Source organism: Aquimarina sp. AU474, from assembly GCF_900312815.1.
GTDB lineage: Bacteria > Bacteroidota > Bacteroidia > Flavobacteriales > Flavobacteriaceae > Aquimarina.
In genome coordinates this window covers 1,648,141-1,667,207 of the sequence record NZ_OMPE01000009.1, presented here as the reverse complement: position 1 = coordinate 1,667,207, position 19,067 = coordinate 1,648,141, and the positions used below count along the sequence as shown (strand labels likewise).

Genomic DNA, 19,067 nt, shown 5'->3' with positions numbered 1-19,067 from the left:
TTCCTATTATAATATAACACTAAACATAGCAAACACCCTACTTAAATCTTCACAAATTTAGTTAATTAATACCTATATTGCTCACAAAACTGTAATTTCCCGAACTTTAAAAACTTACGCTAATCAATTATTTATATGTCATTATCCATAACATCTAATCCGTTAATTGACAAATTACCTCCTCATTTAAAGCAATTTATAAAACCACAGAATTATGAGGAGTACACTCCTATAAATCAAGCTGTATGGAGATATGTTATGAGAAAAAACATTACCTCGCTAAGCAAAGTTGCTCATGATTCTTATTTACGAGGTCTAAAAAAAACAGGGATATCTGTCGATTCAATACCTAGTATGTATGGTATGAACAGAATATTAAAAGAAATTGGCTGGGCCGCTGTTGCTGTAGATGGCTTTATTCCTCCTAATGCTTTTATGGAATTTCAGGCATATAATATTCTTGTCATTGCTTCAGACATTAGACAATTAGAAAATATAGAATACACCCCCGCTCCTGACATTATTCATGAAGCGGCAGGTCATGCTCCTATTATTGCAAACCCAGACTATGCCGAGTATTTAAGACGTTTTGGCAAAATAGGGTGTAAAGCGATTTCTTCTAAGAGAGATTATGAAATATATGAAGCTGTGCGTACTCTTTCTATTCTAAAAGAAGCCTATGACTCCAATCCAGAAGATATAGAAAAAGCTGAAAAAAGAGTGGAAGAATTACAAGAACAAAAAGAGATTCCCTCTGAGATGGCACTAATTCGCAATTTACATTGGTGGACCGTAGAATATGGATTAATTGGCCAAGTCAATGACCCAAAAATTTATGGGGCAGGATTACTCTCATCTATCGGGGAAAGTGAATGGTGCATGACGGATCAAGTAGAAAAAATATCATATTCTCCTGAGGCCGCTTTTCGAAATTTTGATATTACTAAACCACAACCTCAGCTATTCGTCACTCCAGATTTTGCATACTTATGTCAAGTACTTGAAGAATTTGCCGATACTATGGCATTACGAAAAGGTGGACATAGAGGGTTATCGAAACTTATTGAATCCGAAAATCTAGGAACTATAGAATTAAGTACTGGTTTACAGGTTTCTGGAACCTTCTCTCGAATCCTTAAAAATGAAGACAACGAAGTTATCTACTTTGAAACCTCTGGACCTACAGCTCTTTCTTTTAGAGAAAAAGAGCTAATAGGACATGGTGTTGATGCACACCCTAATGGTTTTAGATCTCCTTTAGGAAAACTAAAAGGCATCAACCTAGCTATAGAAAACATGTCTCCAAGAGATTTAAAAGCGTATAATTTTTATGACGGAGAGTATATTGAATTTGAATTCGAAAGCGGTATTACTGTTGCTGGCACAAACGTTACGGGTATTAGAAATATTAAAGGAGAACTTATTTTGATTCAGTTTAGTGAGTGCACTATCAAATATAAAGACGAGTTTCTTTTTAAGCCCGAATGGGGAACCTTTGATCTTGCTGTAGGAAAAGAAATTGTCTCAGCCTTTTCGGGACCTGCAGACGACTATTCCTTTGATCTAGTAACTCATAAATCCTCTACAACTACCGGCAAAAGAAGTTTTACACCAAAACAAACAGAGCTACATTCTCTATATCAATCTGTAAGAAACATTAGAGAAGGAAAAAACACCAAATTTTCGTTAGAAGCTGTATTTGATATTCTCGCAAAAGATCATACCAATGATTGGCTACTACCTCTTGAAATTTACGAACTTGTATATGATAGAGACGAAAAATTTGGAAAACGAATTGTAGAACATCTAGATAAAACAAAATCGGAGAAGCCCGATATTAAACACCTTATAGATAGCGGAATTGAAATTATTAATAAAGGAGAATGATATTTTATCAACTGTTTTTTAACATATCTTTATGGAATACTTTTTGATGATATAAACTTCAAAATAAAAAGCAATTCAAACACAAAGTTATTACTTATGAGATACTTAAATATTTTAATTTGTTTTGGATTACTTGTTATAAGTATAAAAGCTTTTGCTCAAAACATACAAAATCCATCGCTAAGTGTAAAAAACCATACTACGCTTGTCATTGATTCTATTCCTGTCACTACTCCAAAAACTTATCAATTATCAGGAGTAAATAAGCTTACTAGTGATTATAGATTGTTTTTGGGAGCATCCCATATCTCAGGACATCCTTTTTTTGGCACTTCTAAAATCCGTTCATATTTAATAATCCCAAATACTGCTTTTACTCACGAATCATTATTTGATCCAATAGTATACAATTCTTTACAACATCAATCTTGGGATAATCCCCATGGAGCAGATTCTTTTGCGGTAGGTATTCTATATGGAAGTTTACAATTGATGTCTACTATTTTTGCAAAATAATTACATCGTTATTAGTACCAAAAAAAACTTTAAAACTTAATAAAAGAATATTCTTGTTGAAGTTTTTGTTTTTTCTGTTCTAAATTCTGTAAAAAAGAAAGGTGTTGTTTACTTTCGGGATGAAACGGACGATGCGCCAATCCTTTTTGGATTTCCTCCACTTTTTTCATTGTGTTTATGGTATTTTCTGAAAACCAAACTTCAGAAAAACGCTCCCAAATATATTGTATCGCCAGCTCACTTGGATGAATCATATCTACATTATAAAACCTATAATCCCTAAGCTCATCCATCACAATCTCGTATGACGGAAAGTAACACAGGTTTTTATCTTGCTCGACTGCATTATGTATTGCTGCAATTAAATGCGACTTGCTTCTTGTATTGGCCACAAAACCATCTTTAGCGTGTCGTACGGGAGATACTGTAAATACTATTTGAGTAGTTGGATTTAAATTTCGAATTAAGTGAATGCAATTATGAATACATTGACTAATTTCTTCAATAGAAAGTAACTCTTTTGCAAACTCTTTCTGAGGCACTTTATGACAATTAGCTACAACTAAATCTAGAGTCTTTAACCTATACACCCATGCTGTACCCAGTGTAATACATATGTGAGTAGCTGTACTTATCTTTTTTTTACTATGAAGTAATGCACTATTTAAATCTGATATCAATTTATCCTTATTTGGACCACTCAAAGAAGAATGGGCATCAAAACAATGCCAATGTCCATTATTAAAAAACAAATCGGCTTCTGTGTACTTCTCATCCTGTACTGCCATCCAAAGAAAGGTCTCGATAGCTTTGGGGTGAAACAGAATTCCAAATGGATTAATCAAATTTTTAAACTTATAATATTCAAATTTTTCGCCTATATTTTCTGCAAAACAAGAACCCAGCATTACTACCTCTGATTGATAATCAATCCGAGGTTCTTTCGGAAGCAATGATATTTTAGTTTGTAGATTCATAAGCATTCAACTCAACTCTTCACTAAACGGTATGAAAGAGCCTAAAGTATTTATATTAATTCAAAAATTGCTTGGCATTTTCTAGAGCCTCATCCAAACCTCCGGGATTCTTACCTCCAGCGGTTGCAAAAAACGGTTGGCCACCGCCTCCACCTTGAATATACTTACCAAGATCACGAACCATCTGACCTGCATTTAACCCCTTTTCAGCTACCAAATTCTTAGAAACGTAACAAGACAACAATGCTTTTCCATTTTGTTCAGAACCAAATAGAGCTACAATATTATTTAGTTCGCCACCCAATTCAAACGATAAATCTTTAATTCCGGCTGCATCCAAATCCACTTTTTTTGCTAAAAAATTAACTCCATTTATTTCTTGGAATTCTGATTTAAGATCTCCTTTTAGATTCTTTGCCTTATCTTTAAGAAGTACTTCAATTTGCTTTTTAAGATTGGTATTTTCATCCTGTAACGATACAATTGCTTTAACAGGATCTTTTGTATTCTTAAGCACTTCTTTAACCTTATTATACGACTCGGATTGAGTTGTGAAATATTCTTTGGCAGCATCTCCTGTTATAGCTTCTATACGTCTTATTCCTGCAGCAATAGCACTTTCTGATGTTATTTTAAAGTGCCAAATATCTCTAGTGTTCTGTACGTGAGTACCTCCACACAACTCCATAGATTCTCCAAAACGGATCGCCCTTACTGCATCACCATATTTTTCTCCAAATAATGCAATTGCTCCATCTGCTATCGCTTTGTCATAAGAAATACCTCTTTGCTCTTCGAGAGGAAGGTTTTCTCTAATCCTTGCATTTACAAATATTTCTACTTCTTTTAATTCATCTGTACTTACCTTAGAAAAATGAGAAAAATCGAAGCGTAAATTTCCACTATGTACCATAGAGCCTTTTTGCTCAACATGAGTTCCTAGAATAGTACGAAGTGCTTGATGTAATAAATGAGTCGCTGTATGATTAGAAGCAGTTCTATCTCTTTGTTTATCGTCAACAACAGCTTTAAAACTACTTTCAACTTTCTTAGGTAAGCTCTTAGCGAAATGAACAATCAGGTTGTTTTCTTTTTTGGTATCAATAATATAAACAACGTCGCCATTGTTAGCTTCTAGATATCCTTTATCACCGACTTGCCCACCTCCTTCTGGGTAAAAAGGAGTTTGATCAAATACCAATTGATATAATTCTCCATCCTTTTTACTATTTACTTTTCTAAAACGTGTTATTTTGACTTCAGAGAATAATTGGTCATATCCTATAAATTCTTCTGTTGAGTTATCTAGTAAAATTTCCCAATCTCCTGTAGAAATTTGCGAAGCTGCTCTTGATCTTTCCTTTTGCTTTTGTAATTCTGCCTCAAAACCTTTCTCATCCAATTGCAACCCTTGTTCATTCAAAATCAAAGCTGTAAGATCTATCGGAAAGCCATATGTATCATACAACTCAAAAGCTTTCTCTCCCGAAACAGTTTCGCTTTTAGTATTTTTAATCACATTATCCAATAAAACTAATCCTTGATCTAATGTTCTTAAAAAAGAATGTTCTTCTTCTTTTATTACATTTAAAATAAGATTTTTTTGAGCTTTAAGTTCTGGAAACGCCTCACTCATCTGCTTACTTAATATCTCTACAAGTTTATAAATAAACGGCTCCTTTGTATTTAAAAAAGTAAATCCATATCTAATAGCTCTTCTTAAAATTCTTCTAATCACATATCCAGCACCAGTATTACTGGGTAATTGACCATCTGCAATCGAAAAAGCGACCGCTCTAACGTGATCTGCAATTACTCTAATAGCAACACTTACCTTACCGTTATCATCGGTAGGTAAGCTATTTTTATCATATGTCGAATTCGTGATGGTTTCTATTTCTCTAATAAGCGGAGTAAAAACATCTGTATCATAGTTAGATTTTACTTCTTGCAGCACCATACAAAGACGCTCAAACCCCATACCCGTATCTACATGTTGTGCCGGCAGTTTTTCTAAAGATCCATTAGCTTTCCTATTATATTGCATAAAAACCAGATTCCAGATCTCTACCACTTGAGGATGATCTGCATTAACTAGATCTTTACCAGGAACTTTAGCTTTTTCTTCTTCGGATCTTATATCTACATGAATCTCTGAGCAAGGGCCACAAGGTCCTTGATCCCCCATCTCCCAGAAATTATCACTCTTATTACCCATAATGATTCGATCTTCGGGAACGATAGCTTTCCAAAGATCATAAGCTTCATTATCCATATCAAGATTTTCATCTTTTGCACCTTCAAAAACCGAAACATAAAGCATACTCTTATCGATCCCATACACCTCTGTAAGTAATTCCCATGCCCAATGAATAGCTTCTTTCTTAAAATAATCTCCAAAACTCCAGTTTCCCAGCATTTCGAACATAGTGTGGTGATACGTATCCATACCCACTTCTTCTAAGTCATTATGCTTACCACTTACACGAAGACATTTTTGAGTATCAGAAAGGCGATTATTTTTTGGTGTACCGTTACCCAAAAAGAATTCTTTAAATTGATTCATTCCCGCATTGGTAAACATTAATGTGGGATCATCCTTAATAACCATAGGTGCTGAGGCTACTATACTATGCTTTTTGGATTTAAAAAACTCTAAAAACTGATTTCTAACTTCTTGGGATTTCATGAATTCTATAGTATTACTAAAATTTATTCAAAAAACACACAAATACCTAAAAAACAACTAATTAACCTTTTTAAATTCAAAAGTTATTACCTCGATATTTGTCAGTTTTTTCTGGACTTTGCAACATTTTATTATATTTGTTGCGTTGTCTTGTCTTAAAACAAGACTTTTTTGGTTGATATCCTGCAAAAATAGCATATTTTAGATTATGTCAAAGGTTAAATATTACTATGATAGTGACACGCTTTCTTATCGCAAAATAGAGCAAAAGAAAGGACGTAAATTTGGTATTGCCGCATTAGGTACTATCGGGGCTTTTCTAGCAGGTTTTATCCTGCTACTTATTTATCTAAATATACCTCAACTAGAGACTCCTAAAGAAAAAGCATACCGAAGAGAACTCGAAAATATGCAGCTTCAATACGACCTAATGAATAAAAGATTGAAGCGTGATGAAACCATTTTGCAAGAAATTGCAGAACGAGATGATAACATTTATCGCCTGTATTTTGGTGCTAAATCTATTCCCGAAGAATTACGTAATGCCGGTTTTGGAGGTGTAAATAGATATAAAAGCCTTGAAGGTTTCAATAATTCTGAAATGATTATTGAAAGCAGTGAACGAATCGACAAATTAACCAAACAAATTGTTGTGCAATCAAAATCTCTTGATGAGATTGCAGAATTAGCAGAGCAAAAAGAAGAATTACTAGCCACTATCCCAGCGATTCAACCCATAGAAAATTCTAACTTAAAAAGGATGGCATCTGGTTATGGATGGAGAAGTGATCCTTTTACCAAGGCAAGAAAGTTTCATTATGGTATGGATTTTTCTGCTGCAACGGGAACACCAATTTATGCTTCAGGAAATGGAGAAGTGACTCGCGCTGATGCAAACTCTACAGGGTATGGTAGACATATCCGAATCGATCATGGTTTTAACTATGTGAGTCTGTATGCACATTTAAGTAAATACAACGTAAAAAAAGGTCAAAAAGTTAAACGTGGAGATGTTATTGGTTATGTAGGTAGTACAGGTCGATCTGTTGCACCTCATTTACATTATGAAATCTTTAAAGATGGCGAGCGCATTAATCCTCGTAATTTTTATTATGGAAGTTTGACCTCAGAGGAGTTTAATGAAATGCTTAAGGCTTCTAATCTTATCAATGAAACTCTAGACTAAATATCTATGCACAAAATACTTCTTACTGTTTTTATTTTTGGTTTAAGTATATCGATACAAGCTCAAAAATTCCCTAAAGAAGTAGTAGATTCGATGTTTGTCATTACCCAGAGCACACAACTTAAACTTGCTAAACCTCAAAAAATCAAGGTTATGGCCGTAGGTGATATTATGATGGGAACCGATTTCCCTAATGACAGTTACCTCCCTCCAGACAGCAAAGGTCCTTTTGATGATGTAAATAGTATTCTTCAACAAGCAGATATTCTTTTCGGAAATCTAGAAGGCACACTTACTGATGATGGCGAAAATGCAAAAAGATGCTCGGATCCATCAAAATGTTACTCTTTTAGGTCACCAGAATATTTTGGGAAATATCTTGAAGAGACCGGATTTGATGTGATGAGTATCGCAAATAATCATATTGGAGATTTTGGTGAAATAGGAATTAAAAACACTTCGAAGACTCTAGAAAAACACAATATTGCATATGCCGGTGTATTTGCCCAACCATCAACTATTTTTGAAAAAGATGGAATTACCTATGGATTTTGTGCTTTTGCACCTAATAAAGATTGCATAAAAATTCATAACTTAACCAATGCAAAAAAAATCGTAAGTGAACTTAAACAAAAAGTGGATATTGTGATTGTTTCTTTTCACGGCGGTGCCGAGGGTCTTAAACATACACATGTAACTCGAAAAACTGAACGTTTTTATGGAGAAGATCGAGGAAATGTTTATCTTTTTGCACATACTGTGATTGATGCTGGTGCAGATATAGTAATTGGACATGGACCACATGTATCCCGAGGTTTCGAAGTATATAACAATAAGTTTATAGCGTATAGCTTAGGTAATTTTTGCACATATTCAAGATTTAATTTAAGTGGTATAAAAGGATACGCTCCTATTGCCGAAATTGAGATTGATCTTGATGGTAATTTTATTAAAGGAAAACTACACTCGGCAAAACAAATAGATGAAGTTTACCCCTTTATAGACGAGAAGAAAAGAGCCCTTAAGGAAATACAAAAATTAACAGAAGAAGATTTTCCCGAAAGCCAGCTTATTTTTGATGAAGACGGAAGTTTTACACAACAAAAAGAGCAATAAATTATGTATGTAGACTTACCAAAAAAAATGTACTATGGTATTGGCGAGGTCGCCGATGCTTTTGATGTAAATGCTTCTTTAATTCGTTTTTGGGAAAAGGAATTTGATATTCTAAAACCAAAAAAAAATGCCAAAGGCAATAGAAAGTTTACTCCCGAAGATATCAAAAATCTTGAGTTGATATATCATCTTGTTAAAGAAAGAGGGTTTACACTCGATGGAGCAAAAATTCATCTAAAAGAGCAAAAACAAGAGGCTCTGGATAGTTTTGATATTATTAGAAAACTAGAGTCTATCAAAGGGCAGTTATTAAAAATCAAAGAACAACTATAAAGATCATTTGAAAATATATAGAATATGAAAAAGATTTTAATTCCAATTGTGATACTTATTGTCATAGTAGGTATTTTATACGCTCTATCCGCTGGTAAATACAACCAAGCAATAGTTCTTCAAGAAGATGCCAAAACCGCTTGGTCTAATGTAGAAAGCGCATATCAAAGACGTAGTGATCTTATCGGTAATTTGGTTAAAACTGTACAAGGTGCTGCAGATTTTGAACGCACTACCTTGAAAGAAGTTATTGACGCAAGATCTAAGGCTACTTCGATAAACATTGACCCTAGCAACATTACTCCTGGGCAAATGGCTCAATTCCAACAAGCACAAAGTGGATTAACTTCTGCCTTATCCAGATTATTAGTTACTGTGGAGCGTTATCCTGATTTAAAATCTAATCAAAACTTTTTGAATTTACAGACACAATTAGAAGGTACCGAAAATAGAATTAATGTAGAGCGTAATCGTTACAATGAGGCTGTTGGTACTTACAATAAGCATTTAAAAGTTTTTCCTAACAACATAATTCTTAACATCCTTGGAAGTTTTGATGAAATGGCAAGATTCGAGGCAGACGAAGGAACCGAAAAAGCCCCAGATGTAGATTTTGATTTTAAATAATGTCTAAAGTAGAAGATTTTCTTACCCAAGAACAAGAACAGCAAATTGTTGCCGCGATACGACGTGCAGAAAAATCAACCTCTGGAGAAATTCGAGTACACCTCGAAAAGCATACTGATCTAGACATACTAGACAGAACCAAAGAAGTTTTTCATTTGCTCAAAATGGATAATACCGTTCAGCATAATGGGGTATTAATTTATGTAGCTGTAGAGGATCATAAGTTTGCCATTTATGGAGATCAAGGGATCCATGATGTAGTCTCTCAAAATTTCTGGGATAGTACTAGAAATACTATTCTTAAACAATTTAAAGATGGTAATTTTACACAAGGTTTAATTGATGGTGTTCTCTTGGCAGGAGAACAATTACAGAATTACTTTCCGTGGGATCATAATGATGTTAATGAATTGCCGGATGAAATATCGAAAGGGTAAATGAAATCATTACAGCAATTTATAGCATCATCTTTACTTATTCTAGGCATTTGCTGCCTTTCTTTTAATTCCGTTTACGCTCAAAGAGAGATCCCTAATAAACCCAAATCGCAAACTGCAGTTTATGATGAAGCTCATATGCTTTCGGTATCTCAATCCAAGCGTCTCGAACAAAAACTAGTACAATATTCTGACACTACTTCGACACAAATAGTAGTAGCAACCATCAATTCTTTACAAGGTGAAAATATTGGTTTATATGCTGCAGAGTGGGCGCACAAATGGGGAATTGGTCAAGAAAAAGAAGATAATGGTGTTTTTGTATTAGTAGCAAAAAATGATAGGAAAATTTGGATTGCTACTGGGTATGGAGTTGAAGAAAAATTAACCGATTTTACCAGTAAGACGATCATTGATCAAATTATTACTCCAGAATTTAAAAAAGGTAATTTTTATAGTGGCCTAGACAAGGGCACAACTGCTATCTTTGAAGTACTTGATGGCACATTTGAAGGTTCTCGTAAAAAAGATAAAAGCATCCCTATCACGCAACTTGTATTATTGCTCGTTTTCTTTATTATTATCGTAAAAGCTTTTTCAAAAAGTAATCATGACAATAATGGAAAAGGAGGAAAAGGAAGAAGATCTGGAGGAGACAGTCTATTAGATATTATTATCTTAAGTAATATGGGACGGGGAAGTTTTGGTGGCGGAAGTTTTGGTGGTGGATCTAGCGGCGGTTTTGGCGGTGGATTTGGCGGCGGCGGCTTTGGCGGTGGCGGTGCTGGTGGTAGTTGGTAAAGCACCTTTATCAATAATGTTGTATTTCTATACTAATACAACAAGGCATAATAATTGTGTAATATTATCTAAGCGAACTATACACTCAAGGCTATATTAAAACTATTTCTTTTGAAAAATTATTATATCACATCTCTTTTGCTAGCGTTTTCAATGCTTTCTTATAGTCAGAAAAAAAATGATGAACCCGTAACATATAAAGATGATTTTGCCTTTACCTGGAAAAAAGAAAATGATAGTTTACAGCTTATTGCCAAAAGCAAATTAAGGACAGTAAGTGAATTCATCATATCCAATAGAGAAACAGGTCTTGAATTAAATTCTCTAATAGTAAAACCCCAAGATAGCATTATATTGATACAGTATAAAGGAAGTAAGCCAGATAGCTTATTTCGTAAAGAACTCATGGATAGTTTAAATGTTGCTTATTACTTTGGTCACAAATCGGTTGTTCATCCAGATCTTGACTTTGCCTATAGATTACCTTTTAAAGAAGGAAAAAAATACAGAGTAAGTCAAGGTTTCAAAGGAAAAGTCTCTCACCACAGCAAAGCATCTATGTATGCTATTGATTTCCAATTAAATGTAGGAGAGCCAGTATATGCAGCAAGAGGAGGATTAGTAATCAAAGTCATTGATTGGTTCACAAAACAAGGAGGCAAAGAATTAATAAAGGCTGCGAATAGAATATTGATTTTACACAATGATGGTACAATAGCTTCATATGTACATTTAGATTACAAAGGAAGTTTTGTAAAAGAAGGAGATATCGTAGCTATGGGTGATAAAATAGGAGTTTCTGGTCTCACAGGTTATACACGAGGCCCACATCTTCATTTTGTAGTTAGAAAAGAAAGAGACATCGCCATCCCAATTCATTTTGACGGATACCTCAATGAAAACCTTAAACAAGGAAAAAAGTATAGAATTAAACAATGATTCGTAATATTTTTTTTCTAGTTCAAGAATAAAATTATTTTTTCCTAAAATATACTGAAATAGGTACCCCATGAAAATCAAACTCTTTACGCAATTGATTTTCTATAAAACGCTTATAAGGGTCTCTTATATATTGCGGTAAATTACAGAAAAACGCAAATTGAGGCTGCGGTGTAGGCAATTGTGTAATGTATTTTATTTTCACGTACTTCCCCTTATATGCTGGTGGCGGGCTATTTTCTATAATAGGCAACAGCACCTCATTAAGCTCACTCGTTTTAATCTTTTTGGATCTGTTTTTATACACCTCAACGGCAGTTTCCATGGCTTTAAATATACGCTGTTTGGTTAACACAGAAATAAATACCACAGGCACATCTGTAAAAGGTTCTATCTCTTTACGAATATATTTTTCGAAATCTTTGAGTGTATTACTCTCTTTATTTTCTACAAGATCCCACTTGTTTACCAAGATTACAACTCCTTTACGATTACGTTCTGCAAGCCAGAAAATATTTTGCACCTGACCATCAAAACCTCTTGTGGCATCTAGAACTAAAAGACATACATCACAATGTTCGATAGCACGTACAGATCGCATTACCGAATAAAATTCTAAATCTTCCTTTACTTTTGATTTTCTACGTATTCCGGCAGTATCTACTAAATTAAACTCAAATCCAAAACGATTATATTTAGTATCAATAGCATCCCGTGTGGTTCCTGCAATATCTGTTACGATATAACGATCTTCTCCTATCAATGCATTGATAAACGATGATTTACCTGCATTAGGTCTACCAACCACAGCAAATCTCGGTAATTCGTCATCTTCTTTTTCTTCTTGCTCAGGTAATGCTTCTACTAAAGCATCCAAAAGTTCTCCTGTACCACTTCCATTAATACTGGCAATGGTATAATATTCCCCAAGGCCTAGACTATAAAATTCTACTGCATCCGCAGCTCTCTGACCATTATCTACCTTATTAATAGTCAAAAAAACAGGTTTGTCCACCTTACGAAGTAAATTAGCCACATCTTCATCCATTCCTGTAACTCCGGATTCTACATCGACCATAAAGATAATTGCATCAGCCTCATCTATAGCCAGTTCTACTTGTTTATCTATTTCGGCTTCAAAAACATCATCACTTCCAACCACATATCCTCCTGTATCGATCAAAGAAAATTCTACTCCGTTCCAATCACTTTTACCATAGTGACGATCACGAGTAACCCCGCTAACGGCATCTACGATAGCTTCTCTTCTCTGAATCAACCGATTAAAGAAAGTTGATTTTCCTACATTAGGTCGCCCTACAATTGCCACTATACTACTCATCGAGATCTTTTCTAAATTTTGTGCAAAATTAGACTTTTTATTTAAGCAATACTATAAATGTTGAGAATGATTGAAATACCGTGAAAAATAAAAAGCTCCACAGCCAATATTACAGGCTCATGGAACTTTTTAATAATTGATAGTCAGTCAGTGAAATAATTACTTGATTCAAATATACCAAGTATTTCAGTTAACTAGGTTACTGTAAAACAACAAAGTTTTTATGGAAGTTATTTAGTAGATTATTCATTAGTTCTACTCAAGAATAATTTAAATTTTTAATTCTTTTTTACTTCATAAATAGTTACCGTATTAGAAACTTCATTAGTAACTATTACCAAAGCATTTCCCGTTGGACTACTTGCAGCTTTTATCGCAATTAATCCTTCTGGACTAAGATCATTTGCATCTCTCAACCACTCTAAAAACTTTGGACTTGATGGATTAGAGATATCATAAACCATAAGGCCTCCTGTTCTTTCTAACCCTACAAATAGTAAAGTACTATTACCAATCTTTATCGTTTCTACAGTTTCTGGTTCTGCTCCTTTGTCATCGGATCTTTTATCGGCTTCACTACCTTCATTATTATTAAACGCTCCTGGATCAAGATCAAAAACAGTTTTACCTATTTGATCCCCACTATCATAAATAAGGGAACCAAAAGTAGACCAAATAGTGAATGATCTACCGCCATACGTATAGATCTCATCATAATCTCCGTCTCCATCAATATCTCCATTTGCTGTAGTAGTTTTTAATCTTCCTAAATTTCCATCTTCTTGTAAAACATCTGCATTAGGAAAAACAGTTGGATCAAGGTTTAAGTCTTTTACTCTTTCCTCTTCAGAATACCCATCATAATCTCTCGCATCTCCCTCGTTAGCAGTAATTAAGTATCCTGCACCTTTAATCTTTGCATAGGTAATAGCATCGGGGTGATAAAAACCTAAAACAGGCCAGTTTTGAAAGTTTCCTGCCAGGTCATCTTTATCACTAGCGTCAATTTGATTATTAGGTAAGTCGTAATTCTTAACTCCCAATCCTATTATATCGGTTATCGTTTTAGATTCTAAATCCACAACAGCAATACCATTGTTCTCTTGCAGGGTTACATAAGCTTTTTTAGAGTTTTTAGAAACTGCGATGTATTCTGGTTCAATATCTTGAGCAAAAGTAGCTCCAGGACCAAAAACTCTAAGATTAGTTCCTATGGTAGCATCGGTGAAATTGGTAAAACCAACTTTAAATGTTTCTCCTGTGCTGGTTTTTATAATAGTAATAGAACCTTCTGGATCGTTTGTATACTCATCATTTGGTTCTCCTTCATTTGCAGCAACAATATATTTTCCATTAGGGCTAAAAGTTACCATATCTGGTAAAGGGCCAGCTTCGTATACATAAAGCAATTGTTGTGTATTCGAATTGTATGTTGTAATCATACCATCTGCCTGCTTATTAGTTGAATTCTCAAGTGCTACCGCTACAATTCCGTTATGAATCGCAACACTATTAGGCACTCCTGATACAGAAATTGCTGTCCCCCGTACTGGCGCAGTAGGATTTGATATATCCCAAACCGAAAGTTCGTTATCATTTGGGTTAACAACAAAAAGTTTACCCGTTAATGGATCAAACGCAGAAATCTCGGCAAACCCTTCGTCACCTGTTCCGTTTGTAAAACCTCCTATTTTATTGAATGTTAGATTTTCAGAGCCGCCTCCGCCTTGAAAATCATCAAGGTCACATGAAGCAAATACGCCCATAATAGCGGAAGTAAAAAGAATAGTTTTGTTAAAAATTTTCATTGTTGAAATCGTTTTGTGTGATTAAAATTTCAAAAGTTAACAACGCATATTTCTTTAACGTTACCCAAAAGCTAAATAATCGAACTGAATTAAGATTTCAATATTAATTTTTTGGTTCGAGGAACTAAAAAAGCCCGCTTTTTTAATAAAGCAGGCTTTTATAAATAATAGTATATTTTGATTTTTCTACTAGTCGATAACAAATCTTTTTACCATATCCAATCCATTATCTCCCTTGATATTTATCATATAAACTCCTGAAGATAACTTAGAAAATTGGCTAAGGGCGATATTCATTTGAACATCCCCTGCTACCATATTTTTAGTAATAATAGGACCAACTGTACCTCCCGATAGATTATGCACTGATATTCTTACGAATTGACTCTTTTTTAAAGAAAGGTTCACTGATAAATCTCCATCAGGTTTCAATAATGTTGGATATACTGCGGCAACCGTTGTTGGACCACCATCACAATCCTTTACAATAACCGCAACTTCTGCGGATGCCTCACAACCATTAACTGTTATAGTAACGGTATAAGAAGTGGTTTCCGTAGGAGACACAACAATACTTTGTGTAGTCTCTCCTGTTGACCATAGATATGAATCTCCTTCACTAGCAGTAAGAGTTACCGGCTCTTTAATAGTTGATAATTTTGAGAAGCTAAAAGCATCAGGATTTCCATTATCATTACAAATTTCTACATCTTCTCCTGCAGAGGCTCTAAACCTTGTTACGGAAACCACAACATCATCTGATCCCGAACAACTACCTTTTAATACAGTAACTGTATAATTTTCAGTTGCTACAGGAGCAACCGTAATAGATTGTGTTGTTTCTCCTGTCGACCATAAATACGAATCTCCATCGCTTGCAGTTAACTCAACTGATTCTCCATAACAAATTGCTTTGTCGTCTCCCGCATTTACTACCAACTCTTCTACACTTACTGTTACAGAATCCGTGTTTTCACAATTTCCTTTTGAAACAATTACTGAATAATCTGTAGTCACATCTGGAGTTACAGATATAGTTTGAGTAGTTTCTCCTGTTGACCATAAGTAAGAATCTCCTTCACTTACAGTTAATATAGCCGATTCACCTAAACACACTAATTGATCGTCTCCTGCATTAACTACTGGTGCATCTGCAAAGGTTACTGTCACTGTATCAGCATCTTCACAATCAGCACAATCAGCAACAGTAACTGTATATGTTCCGGATTCTGTTACATTAATTGTAGGTGTTGTTTCTCCTGTTGACCATAAATATGTTACTTCACTAGATTGAGTTGTAATACAATCTCCAATATTGATGTTAAAATCACCTCTATTAAATTCGCTATCGGTAGTATCAAACCAACCAGATCCTCCATATTTCCCTACTTCATCCTCTGTAACATTTGCTCCATTTCCTAATTGAAAAGCAGGCCCTCTTCTTGAGATATCAAAGGACCAAGAGCCATCGGTTTGAGAAACGGTACCCGTAACTTCTGTATAATATATCCATTCGCTTGAATCCTCAGTATTGCAAAAATGATCTTTGGGGCTTCCTGAAGGAGTATTTACAGTTTTTCCCGAATAGGTTACATCAACCTCTAAAATAATTTGAGAGTCATCGTTGTCTACCACAGTACCTGTTAAAGTTGCTGTGCCATTATCAAATTCTTGCCATTTTAAATCTACATTAGAAAACCTTCTAACAACATTATTGCCGTCATCTTTTAACCATAATACATAGTTAAAATCTTTTCCACATCGATATGTGTTTTCTATTTCATATGTTTCTGTACAATCCGTACAAGTTGATTCTCCAGAGATTACAGCAGATAATGTTACCTCTCCATCTCCGCAAATTTCAACATCTTCACCAACATCAACTGTCAATGAGCAAGTAGGGTTTTCATTATCTATGCAAGGCACAAAGGGATGATGATGAAGTTCTCCTTGATTATGATAATAATTGTTGGCGATCACTTGCCCATTAATATTCCCTGACGAGTTTTTAACTACATCGGCTTCTGGAGCAAATAAAGTACCCACAAGAGTTCCTCCCCCAGTCAACACAACATTGCTTGCGTTGTAGAAATTCCAAATAATAAAGCGACCATGTTGATCTCCAATATTATTCATATTAAACACATTCCATTCAAAATCTGAGGAAACATCTACATTAATAACTAGTGGCGTTTTATCATCTGGCTCATTTTCAAAAGTCATATATGGCAAATTCAATAGCTCATCACCAGTAAGATTCAAAACATTTATTTGATCAGAAATAAGAGTAATTTTATATTCTGCATTTATGCTTACATTAGACTGTAACTTACTCCAAGCACCTGCCTTTGCTTTAAAAATTTCGAATGCAGCTTCAAAATCGATAAGATTACTTTGACCTACTGTACCTCCATTCTGTTTTCTTTGTACCTGAATTCGTGGTTTAGCATCGTAGTTTCCTGATGTTATTCTTGTATTAACCGAAGCACTATTACGATCAATATCATAAACGTTAGATCCATTTAAGTTTCCAACTTTTACATAGCCGTGATTAAGGTGAATCCCTTCTCCTGACTCGTAATTAATTTCACCATTTACTACTAATGAAGAAGGTTCGCTATCTCCATTAAAATAATTCTCCCCGCCAGTATGGGCTGCCAATGCTATAATACCTTTCATTGTTAGGTTTCCGCCAATGGCTATTGGCCCCTCGGTATCACCTCCTTTTAGGTGAGTTTCGTTTCTAACAAAAGCATTAAACCCTAAGCTAGAATGCAGCGCGTTTTGACAGTTAGTATCTGGGTCTGGAGTGTGTTTTTCTTTTTCAGGATCATTTAATCTATTAAATCCTGAAAAAAGTGTGATAATTACAATCATTAAGCAACTATAACACATATAAAATCGTGTTTTTTTGCCGTATTCGTTAAGTGTTGTTGTAAGTTGTGACATGGGCTGTGTGTTTATTAAATTCAAAAAATGAATTCGTTAGTTAGTTCTACGTTTTTCAAATATCTTGGAAGGTAATAAAGTACTCATTAAGGTTATTTATAGGCAGTATTAATGCTTAAAAAAACCTTTTGAGTCTACTAAATACAGTGATATGATCCTTTAAAAAAAGAAGTAAGGGAGTGTTTTTGTGTCATATTTTTGGGGCAATTTTAATTATTTTGGGTAACTAAAATAAGTATTACTCATTGAATTTCAGCAAAGAAACACATTAAAAACGCCGATATGATTAATTTAATCCACGAAAAGCATCTTTATGGCTTAAAGAGTAAGAAAAAACCTATAATTAATTACTCAAAACATTGCAAACCAATGTTTTGAAATTATTTATTATAACCAAAACGTTTTAATTGACGTTCATTACTACGCCAATTTTTATTAATCTTTACATAGAGTTCTATATGTATCTGCTTGCCAAAGAATTTTTCTAATTCTTTGCGCGATTCTACTCCCACTTTTTTTAGAGCAGCTCCCTTATGGCCAATTATAATTCCTTTTTGAGAATCTCGTTCGACCATTATAACAGATCGAATTCTGATTATATTTTCATCCTCAATGAATTCCTCAGTTTCTACCTCTACAGAATAAGGTATTTCTTTCTTATAGTATAATAAAATCTTTTCGCGAATAGCTTCATTCACAAAAAAACGTTCTGGCTTATCGGTTAATTGATCCTTTGGATAAAAAGGAGGTGATGTGGGTAATAGTTCAACCAAACGATCAAAAACTTCTCTTATATTAAAATTTTCTAAAGCCGAAATAGGGTACAACTCGGCATTAGGTACTTTTTTGGCCCAAAATTGAACTTGTTCTTCGAGTTGTTCTTGATTAGATTGATCTATTTTATTGATCAATAATAAAATTGGGATTTTGGCACTAGTAATTTTATTAAAAAAAGCTTCGTCTTTTAATTCTTTCTCTCCTATTTCTACCATGTAAATAAGTACATCAGCATCCTCGAAAGCCGATTTAACAAAACCCATCATAGATTCCTGAAGTTCGTAGGCAGGTTTTATGATTCCGGGAGTGTCTGATAAAATAACTTGAAAATCATCTCCATTTACAATTCCCAAAATTCTATGTCTCGTCGTTTGAGCTTTAGAAGTAATAATGGATAATTTTTCTCCGATAAAAGCATTCATTAATGTAGATTTCCCAACATTAGGGTTACCTATAATATTTACAAAACCTGCTTTATGAGTCATACTATCTATTTTTTGCAAAGGTAGATTAATATTAAAGAAGAAAGTAGTTCTTGACTAAGATTATTGAATATCTATGATTTGTTAACAGTTTTATTCAAAAAATGGTTAGCAAATAATTACTAATATGTAAATTTTTGTTTTATTTTTTTATAAATTTAATTCCAGTATGTTTTCAAAAACCCCATGAAAACAAGTTGT

The 19,067-nt window shown here is 34.2% G+C and carries 15 protein-coding genes; 9 read left to right on the top strand and 6 right to left on the bottom strand.

Annotated features, from left to right (window positions below):
- The first annotated feature begins 135 nt into the window (after positions 1-135).
- A complete protein-coding gene (locus DK508_RS20515; protein ID WP_109302642.1) occupies positions 136-1,887 on the top strand; it encodes an aromatic amino acid hydroxylase in 1,752 nt (583 codons plus the stop codon).
- Positions 1,888-1,983: 96 nt separating this feature from the next.
- Complete coding sequence (locus DK508_RS20510) at positions 1,984-2,403, top strand: hypothetical protein (RefSeq protein WP_109302641.1); 420 nt, start codon at positions 1,984-1,986, stop codon at positions 2,401-2,403.
- Between the two features lie 29 nt (positions 2,404-2,432).
- Here the strand turns inward: DK508_RS20510 and DK508_RS20505 are convergent, their stop codons facing one another.
- Together DK508_RS20505 and alaS are read right to left on the bottom strand one after the other, a co-directional pair.
- Positions 2,433-3,380 (bottom strand): GSCFA domain-containing protein, encoded by a 948-nt coding sequence (locus DK508_RS20505; RefSeq protein WP_109302775.1) that lies wholly within the window; start codon positions 3,378-3,380, stop codon positions 2,433-2,435.
- A gap of 55 nt (positions 3,381-3,435) precedes the next feature.
- Complete coding sequence (gene alaS, locus DK508_RS20500; RefSeq protein ID WP_109302640.1) at positions 3,436-6,069, bottom strand: alanine--tRNA ligase; 2,634 nt, start codon at positions 6,067-6,069, stop codon at positions 3,436-3,438.
- A 208-nt stretch (positions 6,070-6,277) separates the two neighbouring features.
- Between alaS and DK508_RS20495 the strand changes: the two genes are divergently transcribed.
- The 7 genes from DK508_RS20495 to DK508_RS20465 all read left to right on the top strand — a co-directional run bounded on the left by DK508_RS20495 (position 6,278) and on the right by DK508_RS20465 (position 11,508).
- Positions 6,278-7,255 carry a M23 family metallopeptidase gene (locus tag DK508_RS20495; RefSeq protein ID WP_109302639.1) on the top strand — a complete coding sequence of 326 codons (978 nt, stop codon included), beginning with the start codon at positions 6,278-6,280 and terminating at the stop codon, positions 7,253-7,255.
- Positions 7,256-7,261: 6 nt separating this feature from the next.
- A complete protein-coding gene (locus DK508_RS20490) occupies positions 7,262-8,371 on the top strand; it encodes a CapA family protein (protein WP_109302638.1) in 1,110 nt (369 codons plus the stop codon).
- Positions 8,372-8,374: 3 nt separating this feature from the next.
- Positions 8,375-8,704, top strand: coding sequence for a MerR family transcriptional regulator (locus DK508_RS20485; RefSeq protein WP_109302637.1), 330 nt, complete (start codon positions 8,375-8,377; stop codon positions 8,702-8,704).
- Between the two features lie 24 nt (positions 8,705-8,728).
- Positions 8,729-9,331 carry a LemA family protein gene (locus DK508_RS20480; RefSeq protein ID WP_109302636.1) on the top strand — a complete coding sequence of 201 codons (603 nt, stop codon included), beginning with the start codon at positions 8,729-8,731 and terminating at the stop codon, positions 9,329-9,331.
- A complete protein-coding gene (locus tag DK508_RS20475; protein ID WP_109302635.1) occupies positions 9,331-9,768 on the top strand; it encodes a TPM domain-containing protein in 438 nt (145 codons plus the stop codon). Before DK508_RS20480 ends, DK508_RS20475 begins: the two co-directional genes overlap by 1 nt.
- Positions 9,769-10,569 carry a YgcG family protein gene (locus DK508_RS20470; RefSeq protein ID WP_109302634.1) on the top strand — a complete coding sequence of 267 codons (801 nt, stop codon included), beginning with the start codon at positions 9,769-9,771 and terminating at the stop codon, positions 10,567-10,569.
- 111 nt (positions 10,570-10,680) lie between these two features.
- Positions 10,681-11,508 carry a M23 family metallopeptidase gene (locus DK508_RS20465; RefSeq protein WP_160114815.1) on the top strand — a complete coding sequence of 276 codons (828 nt, stop codon included), beginning with the start codon at positions 10,681-10,683 and terminating at the stop codon, positions 11,506-11,508.
- 34 nt (positions 11,509-11,542) lie between these two features.
- Here DK508_RS20465 and der read toward each other — a convergent pair whose 3' ends face one another.
- The 4 genes from der to era form a co-directional block, all read right to left on the bottom strand.
- Positions 11,543-12,850: a ribosome biogenesis GTPase Der gene (gene der, locus DK508_RS20460; protein ID WP_109302632.1), complete on the bottom strand. Its 1,308-nt coding sequence runs from the start codon at positions 12,848-12,850 to the stop codon at positions 11,543-11,545.
- Between the two features lie 278 nt (positions 12,851-13,128).
- Positions 13,129-14,658 carry a choice-of-anchor I family protein gene (locus DK508_RS20455; protein ID WP_109302631.1) on the bottom strand — a complete coding sequence of 510 codons (1,530 nt, stop codon included), beginning with the start codon at positions 14,656-14,658 and terminating at the stop codon, positions 13,129-13,131.
- Between the two features lie 189 nt (positions 14,659-14,847).
- A complete protein-coding gene (locus tag DK508_RS20450; protein ID WP_109302630.1) occupies positions 14,848-17,607 on the bottom strand; it encodes a collagen-binding domain-containing protein in 2,760 nt (919 codons plus the stop codon).
- Positions 17,608-17,987: 380 nt separating this feature from the next.
- Positions 17,988-18,869 (bottom strand): GTPase Era, encoded by an 882-nt coding sequence (gene era / locus DK508_RS20445; protein WP_109302629.1) that lies wholly within the window; start codon positions 18,867-18,869, stop codon positions 17,988-17,990.
- Positions 18,870-19,067 lie beyond the last annotated feature (198 nt).